This is a genomic window from uncultured Fibrobacter sp., from assembly GCF_946062555.1.
Taxonomy (GTDB): domain Bacteria; phylum Fibrobacterota; class Fibrobacteria; order Fibrobacterales; family Fibrobacteraceae; genus Fibrobacter.
Genome location: NZ_CAMGVQ010000036.1, coordinates 25,772 through 33,981, shown reverse-complemented (window position 1 = coordinate 33,981; position 8,210 = coordinate 25,772). Strand labels below are relative to the sequence as shown.

Genomic DNA, 8,210 nt, shown 5'->3' with positions numbered 1-8,210 from the left:
TCACTCTCGCCTTCACGACCAGCTTCCGCTTGGTCGCTCAGGCTCACACGAGGCCACTCTCGTCTCTCGTCTCTCGTCTTTTGTCTAAAGAACCCAAACAGCAAGTCCATGTCGGCTTTGCGTTCGTGGTATTCGTCGAACACGATCCAGTCGGCGTCCAGTTTGCCGTGCAGTAGCTCCTGCAGAAAGTTACCGTAGGTCTGAAAGAGGATGCGTGTGTCGGCGCTTTTGCAACTGTCTTGCCTGAACTGGTAGCCGACGGTCTTGCCGCAAGGCTCTCCGTGGAGTTTTGCCGAGAACTGTGCGAGTGCGAGTGCCGCAATGCGGCGGGGCTGCAGTACGACCACGCGGCCTTTGCAATGCTTGCTTAAAAAGTAGGGGATAAATAGCGACTTGCCCGAGCCGGTTGGTGCTTCTATCAATAAATTGCGAGAAGCCGCTATCGCGGCTTCCAGTTTGCCTTCTTCTTCGGCGAGTGCTAAATCTTTGTAATTCATCGTTCGGGGCGTTGCGGGGTGTCCCCGCTAGAAGGGGTAGCGTCCCTTCGGCAGGCTCAGGGACCTTTGTCGCTGGGCTGCCGATGGAAGCGAGGGGGAAACTTCCCCCTAATCACTACCTCGGAAACTTGAGCTTTTCGCCGGTGGCAACGTCGTTGTAAGGCTTCTTGCCTTCGTGGAACTTCTGGTTGATGACCAGATTGTCGATACGGCGGCGCAGTCCCTGTTCGGTTTTGCAGAAGAAATAGGCAACCTTGTTGGTGCCGGGCACCAGGAACATGGCTAGCTTGTACTTCTGGGACACGGCGCGGCGGAAGAACTTGAGGTCTTCTTTCTTGGGAACCACGAGGTGCGAGCCTTCCTTGACTTCGCAAATCATGTCGGCATCGGCCAAGAGAGCGCGGGACTTCTGCTTGAGGGCGGCAAAGTTCGGTTCGGTATTCTTCTTGATGGTTTCAAGGCTGAAAGCGCCACCGCCTTCCTTGAGGGCCTTACGGACGCCGCGGAAAGCGAACACGCCGAGCACGATCAGGACAAGGGCAACAATGAAGGGCCAATAGTTGGCGAGAAAATCTAACATAAAAACCTCTTTTCTTTACGAAAGAAAATATAGAAAAATAAATGATTTATGCGGGAGGGAACCCGGCTCGGAGTTGCGAAGGCCGCACGGTCCCCTCCCTGCACCCTCCCCTTCCTTGGCCGACGCTTTTTTAAGGAGGCAAGCTTTTCTATATTCGTATTTGTGTTAAGTTTTTTGAAACGATGTCTTTTTACATGTGCTGTAACGGCACTTTTTTCGGGATTGGCTTTTGCTGACGTTGGAGCCTGTCCCGAGGGTACCGTTGTTTCCTCGATTCGGCTTGAAGGCTTGGAACATACGAATCCTCGCGTGGTGGAACGAGAACTGTTGAACCGTGTGGGCGAGCCGTTCTCTGTCGAAAAGTTCGAGGCGGAAAAACGCCGACTGCAGGACCTCGACTTGTTTACCGAAATCACGGTGTCGTGTAATGCGGGTCTGTTGAGCTTGTCTAACCAAGCGCTGGATTCCGTCTCCCCTCCGCTACGCTTCGAGGATGACACGCTCCAGAATGACTCGTTGCGTTCTAAGTCTGAACTCCGAAATTCGAATTCTTCGGCTTCGCCTCGCGAAGACTCTCTTTCGTCTTTCGCCTCTCGTCTCTCGTCCGTAACCTATTCTTTCAAGGAAATTTTCCGCTGGATTCCGTCACCGGCTGGGAAGGAAACGGACCGTGATGGGCTGATGATCGGCCTCGCGCTCGCAAACCTCAATGTACTGGGCGAAGACATCCGAGCCGAGGTGCAGTATCGTACTTCGACGGATCCGTTCTTCGAGAATAACGAGTATGCCTTCTATGTGAGTTCGCCATACCTGTTTGGCGTTCCGCTCGGTTGGAATTTCGAGTTCCTGCGCACCGATAGCTACGATGATATCCATGGCTATCAGGATGACAGCTGGCTTGTGGATCTTGACCTGGATTACGAAATATTGCCGCATCTTTCTCTCCTGGGGACAGTCGCCGGTCGCATACTGAAAAATGCTGACTTCTTGCCGGAATTCGGTCTGGGTTTTGCCTTCGATTTCCGCGACAGCAAACTGGATACCCGTAAGGGAGTCTACTACGAATATATGCTGACTCACGTAGGGCTTGGCGACGAATCCGATTGCGATATGTCCGTAGACAAGCTCTGCAAGGAAATGGGCGGCGAAAACTACTGGGAACTTTTGACGGATGCTCGCGCTTACTGGACCTTGAGCCGTTTCGTGACCGGCGCGACTGCGCTTGCCCGTTACCGTCCGGGTGATGTGAAATTCTACGATTATTACTATCACGGTGGCCCGAATACTTTCCGTGGTCGTGGCGGCAGTGCGCTTGGCGGAAAAGAAGACGAGGCTGATTCGGTGCGTCTGGGCGTCCACGAAGTCCTGCTAACGCTCGAGGAGCGCTTTGTTTTGATGGAGCGCCACGCGGCCAGTGTCATGGGTGTCAACTTCTTCTATGGCGTGCAGCTGGTGGCGGGTTTCGACGGAAGCCTTTTGTGGGATAGCGGCCGACCCGGCTGGGACGATTACGAGGGGGCTGTCTATGGCGGTCTGCACTTGGTTATCCCGGCGCTAGATCGTATCCGATTCGAAGTCGGTTATAGGCCCGATAGGGGAGAGCCTGCGTTTTATTTTGGACTCTTTGACAAGGTGACTTCATCACGTTGGCGGAGCAGGTAGTTTTAGTAAACTGCCCTTTACAAATTTTTAGTAAATGCTAAATTAGGACTTATATTTATATTAAAAAGATAATATGGGCTCAAAGTGGGCCTTTGGAGTGCAAATGGCTATTAATTATCTGGATCTTCCGATTGGACGCAAGTACCCGTTCGAAGTGGACTGCGTCGTGGAAATCGGCAAGGACACCAACCTCAAATACGAATATGATGAACGCTTGCACGTGTTCCGCCTGGACCGCTGCTTGCTGAGCTCCATGAGCTACCCCTGTACTTACGGCTTTATCCCGAGCACCAAGGCTGATGACGGCGACGCTATCGATATGTTGATTTATAGCCCGGCCTCGATGATGACGGGGACGGTCTGCACCTGCCGCGTGATTGGTGCGCTTGACATGACCGACGGCGGTCGCAAGGACTATAAGGTCTTGGGCGTACCCGTGTTCAATCCGCGCCCGATCAAGGACATTACCGATGTGGACCAGATGTTCCTGCGCATTACCAAGAACTTTTTCCAGAACTACAAGGAACTGGAAGGCAAGGATGTGCAGATTGGCGAATGGAAAGACGCCGCTTTTGCCCGCGAAAAGGTAATTGCCGCACACAAGGCCTATTTCCAGATGCAGGTTCAGGTGCCTGAAACTTGCTACCAGGAACCGGAAAGTGTTGACCACTTGCCGCCTGACGAACTGATTTAACGACATTCTCTTCGCTATACGCTTTAAGCGGGACTCTATTTGGTAAAAAAAAGTTCTAAATAGAGTTTTTTTGTATCTATTGGCAAAAAAAATGTTTATTTTTAGACCAAAAATAAGCAAAACCTCTTTTGGAGTAGATTTTTATGAAGAAACAGATGTTGGCTCTCTGTGCCGCAGCCTTGATGATGTCCTTTACCGGCTGTAACGACAAGATGGACCCGAACGATCCGCAGTCCGTGCGCAAGTACCTGACCAAGCAGCAGATTCCCTTTACCCCGAACCAGTTTGTTTCGTACGCCGCTAGTGGCGATACCGCCAAGATGACGATTTTCCTGCAGGCTTCCTTCGAAATCGATGCCCCGGCAGACAATGGCAACAATGCCGTGGCTATTGCCGCCAACAAGGGCAATATGGTCGTGCTGAATTACCTGTTCGACCACGGTGCAAAGGCCGATGTCAAGAATGGCAACGGTGAAGCAGTGATTGACAATGCCGTGATGATGGGCAACAAGGAAGTGGTCAACCGTCTTCTGACCCAGCTCAAGGCCGAAGGTGCAGAACTTCAGACTCTCGGAACCGCAGTGCTTCTCGCTGCAAAGACCGGTAAGGTCGATATGCTCGAAGTGCTCGCCGATGCCGGTGCTCCGCTCGATTCCCGTAGCGCAGACGGTTACCTGCCGATTCACTGGACTGTGAAGAATGGCCAATATGACGCTATGATGTTCCTCATCAACAAGGGTGTCGACGTGAACGCTAAGTGCGGTCAGGGCTATTCCGTGCTTGACTGGGCGACCAACGAAGGCTATACCCGCTTGATCAAGGCCCTGAAGAAGGCCGGCGCCAAGAATACTCCGCAGTATTTCAAGGATTCCAAGAAGTAACGCTTTCGACTCAGTTGGTAGAACTTAGTCCGCTGCGCTTGTAGAACTTAGACGATTTCAATATTTGATAATTCTAAGCTCTAGGTTCTTGCAACTAAGTTCTAATGCTCGTTTTTCACCTTATTTTGAAAGAAACCGTGGTCTAGTGGCTGCGGTTCTTTGTATTTTTCGCGTATGAAATTTCATTTGTTCCCTAAGATTTTTCTTTCTCTGTGCTTGGCGGGTGTGGTCTCGCAGGCGCAGGAAACGGTAGAGAGTGTACGCCGCCAGATCAAGTCGGTAGAAGCAGAAACTGCTCGCGAAAAGTCGCTTCACGATGCCGAAAAGAAACGCCATTCCGAGTTTGTCGAGGTCGGTCGCAAGAAGGTGCAGGCCCTTGCTTCGCAGAACAAGACTTTGAAGTCCGAAATCGATTCCCTGAAGGCTGAACTCAAGAACCTGGCTGATGCCCGGCAGAAGGCCATGGGTACGGTCAAGTACTTTGAAAACCGTAAGGCCAAGTATGGCGAATCGCTTGCAAAGGTGATAGATTCGCTGGTCCCCGTGTTCGAATCGGATTTCCCTTACCGGAACGACGAGACAATCAAGAGTGTCCAGGAGATTGCGAACCAGCTGCATAAGGGACTCATCGAGGCCGACGACGGCCTCAACCGAACCCTCGAGGTTTTCTACGACCGAATCCGCCTCGGTTACACGACCGAAGTCTACAAGGGCTTTTTGCAGGTGGATGCCCGCAATGTTCCCGGTACATTCCTGCGTTATGGGGCGGTGTCTTCCGTATTCGTGAGCAACGACGGGAACGACGTGCTCTGGCTTGCCCGGACAAGCGATGGCGGTTACAGTTGGAAAAATGTATCTGACGACTTGAATATGCGATCGGTATTGAAGGATGTCATGAAAGTGGCCGAAGGTAAGACTGCCCCGAGGCTTGTGACGATTCCCGTTGCAATTCCGAAGGAGGACAAATAGATGAAAATTCAGAATTCAGAATTCGGAATTCGGAATGTCTATGCGATGTCGCAGACCGAAGCTTCCTCTAGTAGGTTTTCTCGTTTGACTGTTGCTTTTGCAGTAGTAGTTTTCGCAATTCTTGCTCCACTCTCTTACGCGCAGCAGAATGCCGATATTGATGCAGTCAAACAACGAGCCGCGCTGAACAGTGCAAAGGCTGATTTGGAAGAAGCCCGCAAGAAGCGTGACATGGCCGTTGCAGCCCGCTGGAAGGACCGCGAGACGGCGAACCAGGAACGCGAACTCTTTAACGAAAAATACAACGAAAGCAAGGAAAAGGTCGATGCCTTGATGTCGGAACGTGCACGCCTGTTCGAGGATGTGCGTGTAGCCCGTGAGGATTTGGCCCAGGTCAAGTTGCAGGCGGAAAAGGCGCGTGCCGAGTACCTGTCGCTTGCCGCAGGTCCCGAACGCTTGGAAATCCTTTCAAAATTTGCTGAACAGGGGATTCCTTTCAAGATTGCCGAGCGTGTAGACGCGCAGAACAAGGTGAAGAAGGAAATGGGCCTTTACCGCGACGACCCTGTTCGTATTGCGACGGCGCTCTTGAACGTGGCAAAGGGAGAACTTGCCTTTACCCGTGAAATCCAGTTTGAAAATGCGGAGCTTGTTTTCGGTTCGGCCGTGGCGCAGGGGAGCCGCTTACGCTTGGGAGGCCTCTATGCGATGCAGATGGCGAATGCCGTCGATATTAACGGTTTGCATCCGGCGGCGTTGATGCTCCCGGTGGCGGGCGAAAAGAAGCGTGCCTTTAGCTGGCAAGAAAATTTGACTCCCGATACGAAGTCTGAAATCAGCAAGGCCCTTACAAGTTCGAAGGATTCAGCCTATTTGATGGTGCCGGTCGATGTCCTCTTGAGTACGGAACTTTCGTCGGAAATGGCGAAACATCAGGAAAAGACCTGGAAAGACGAACTCCGCGAATTCTTCAAGAACGGTGGCATTTTGATGTATCCGATCGTGACTCTGTTTGCGCTCGGTCTGTTGGTTGCGCTGTGGCGTTTCGTGTGGCTCATGGTGGTGGGCTTCGGTGGACTTTCGACAAGGCGCTGCATCAAGGCTCTGAAGAAGGGCGATATCGACACCGCCCGTCAGTTGTCGGCAAAGGTTCACGGCAAGGTGGGCAAGGTGCTCAAGACGGTGCTTGCCAAGAATTACGCGGGCCGCGAAGGTGCCGAGAAAGCGCTCGAAGAATTGTTCAGTGCTGATGTTCCTAAACTGGAATCGGGACTCACATGGATTTCCGTGTTTGCAGCGACGGCTCCGTTGCTTGGTCTCTTGGGTACAGTGATGGGTATGATCGAACTCTTTGACGTGATTACGATGCATGGTACTTCTGACCCGAAGCTCTTGGCGGGAGGCATTTCGATCGCTCTCGTGACGACTGAAGCGGGCCTTATCGTTGCGATTCCGCTGCAGTTGATTCATACCTTCTTGATGAACCGTGCCGATGCCTTGCGCACCCGCATGGAAAGCGCCGGTCTTACCGTGCTGAATGCCCTCTGGATTAAGGAAAAGTAATTGGAAACCGTCAATCAAATATCGGTTATCGAAGCGGCGATGGCTATCGTGTTTCGCGGTGGCTGGGTGCTTGCCCCTATATTTATTCTGGGGTGGTTCGGCTGGTTTTTGATGATTGAACGCTACGGTTATTACTTTATGCTGAGAGGCGGAAACATAAACGGCCTCGGCGGATTCTGGCGCACCTTGAAAAAGAGCGGCGAAGACGTTGCTTTCAAGAAACTGGAACGCCGTCGTTACGGTTATTTTTATGCGCTCGCTTCGGATGTCCGCAGGTATCGCGGCCAGGGCCCTGTTGCGGTTCGCAATGCGATGGAAGAAACGCGTCACCGTATTTCGGTGAGTTTGTCCCGGTCGCTCAGGACGATTTCCACTTGTGCGGCGATTGCCCCGATGCTTGGCCTTTTGGGGACGGTGTCCGGCATGGTGCATACCTTCGAGACGATTCAGCTTTTCGGTTTCGGAAACCCGGTGCTGTTGGCTGACGGCATTTCCGAAGCGCTTCTCACGACGCAGGCGGGGCTTTTGGTGGCCTTCCCGCTGATGCTTGCCTACAATTTCTTGGCGAGCCGCGTTGAAAATGTCGAGAAACAGGCGTGGAGTGAAGCCCTTAAGTACGAGTCTTATGTGTTTTCCGCTGAAAACCATCCTGAAGGCTCCTCCCAAAGTCATCCTGGAGTGAATAACGCAAATGATGTGGTCGGAGAAAGTCATCCTGGAGAGCGCGAAATTGCGTTCGGAACTGAAAGGAGCAACGCAACTAAAACATCCTCCCAAAGTCATCCTGGAGTGAGTGAAACGAGCGACGGGATCCATAGTGAACATTCTGAGGTGAAATAATGAGTTTTATTCGTAAACGTTCGCAGGATGCAGGAAAAATAGACGTGTCGCCGATGCTCGATATGGTCTTTATCCTGCTCATCTTCTTTATCGTAACCTCGACTTTTACCCGCGAAACGGGTGTTGATGTGACCAAGCCCAAGGCCAGTTCGGCGAAGGACCTGGCGAAGGAAAGCATCCTGATCGGCGTGACGCGTCAGGGCACGATTCACATCAACGAAACTCAAGTGAACTTGACGACTCTCAACACGGTGCTGCGCCAGATGATGGCCGAAGCACCTGACCGTCCGGTGATTATCGTGAGTGACCGCGATGCTCCTAACGGAGTAGTGGTGGATATCCTCGATGAATGTAACTTGGCCAAGGTCCGCAAGGTTTCCATCTCGGCAAATAAGGAGGAGTAAGAGGAACTTAGCACGCTCGTTTCACTCGCTTTGAGCGATGAGGTCGCCTTGCAAGCAAGGCTCTGGGCTAAAGATGATGCCAATGGCACGATACTGAAAGCTCAATGGACCGTAGGTCCG

9 protein-coding genes are annotated in these 8,210 nt (G+C 52.2%); 7 read left to right on the top strand and 2 right to left on the bottom strand.

Translation table 11 applies throughout. The features are described 5' to 3' along the window. Together Q0P86_RS11000 and Q0P86_RS10995 are read right to left on the bottom strand one after the other, a co-directional pair. Window positions 1–497: DEAD/DEAH box helicase (locus Q0P86_RS11000; protein WP_295039426.1), on the bottom strand; the 497-nt coding region annotated here is incomplete at its 3' end. Window positions 498–612: 115 nt separating this feature from the next. Next, entirely contained in the window at window positions 613–1,077 is a 465-nt protein-coding gene (locus tag Q0P86_RS10995) for a hypothetical protein (RefSeq protein WP_072978211.1), read from the bottom strand. Window positions 1,078–1,299: 222 nt separating this feature from the next. On the opposite strand from Q0P86_RS10995, the gene Q0P86_RS10990 reads away from it, so the two are divergent. From Q0P86_RS10990 to Q0P86_RS10960, 7 genes are all read left to right on the top strand, one after another. Next, window positions 1,300–2,739 carry a BamA/TamA family outer membrane protein gene (locus tag Q0P86_RS10990; protein WP_290996654.1) on the top strand — a complete coding sequence of 480 codons (1,440 nt, stop codon included), beginning with the start codon at window positions 1,300–1,302 and terminating at the stop codon, window positions 2,737–2,739. A 103-nt stretch (window positions 2,740–2,842) separates the two neighbouring features. Continuing rightward, window positions 2,843–3,433 carry an inorganic diphosphatase gene (locus Q0P86_RS10985; protein WP_072978591.1) on the top strand — a complete coding sequence of 197 codons (591 nt, stop codon included), beginning with the start codon at window positions 2,843–2,845 and terminating at the stop codon, window positions 3,431–3,433. 143 nt (window positions 3,434–3,576) lie between these two features. Next, window positions 3,577–4,314: an ankyrin repeat domain-containing protein gene (locus Q0P86_RS10980; RefSeq protein WP_290996652.1), complete on the top strand. Its 738-nt coding sequence runs from the start codon at window positions 3,577–3,579 to the stop codon at window positions 4,312–4,314. Window positions 4,315–4,488: 174 nt separating this feature from the next. Continuing rightward, window positions 4,489–5,283, top strand: coding sequence for a DUF3450 family protein (locus Q0P86_RS10975; protein ID WP_294985588.1), 795 nt, complete (start codon window positions 4,489–4,491; stop codon window positions 5,281–5,283). Further along, a complete protein-coding gene (locus tag Q0P86_RS10970) occupies window positions 5,284–6,846 on the top strand; it encodes a MotA/TolQ/ExbB proton channel family protein (RefSeq protein ID WP_295039423.1) in 1,563 nt (520 codons plus the stop codon). Beyond that, window positions 6,847–7,686 carry a MotA/TolQ/ExbB proton channel family protein gene (locus Q0P86_RS10965; RefSeq protein ID WP_290996649.1) on the top strand — a complete coding sequence of 280 codons (840 nt, stop codon included), beginning with the start codon at window positions 6,847–6,849 and terminating at the stop codon, window positions 7,684–7,686. It abuts the gene before it with no gap. Beyond that, window positions 7,686–8,090 (top strand): biopolymer transporter ExbD, encoded by a 405-nt coding sequence (locus tag Q0P86_RS10960; RefSeq protein WP_072978215.1) that lies wholly within the window; start codon window positions 7,686–7,688, stop codon window positions 8,088–8,090. Before Q0P86_RS10965 ends, Q0P86_RS10960 begins: the two co-directional genes overlap by 1 nt. The last annotated feature ends 120 nt before the right edge of the window (window positions 8,091–8,210 follow it).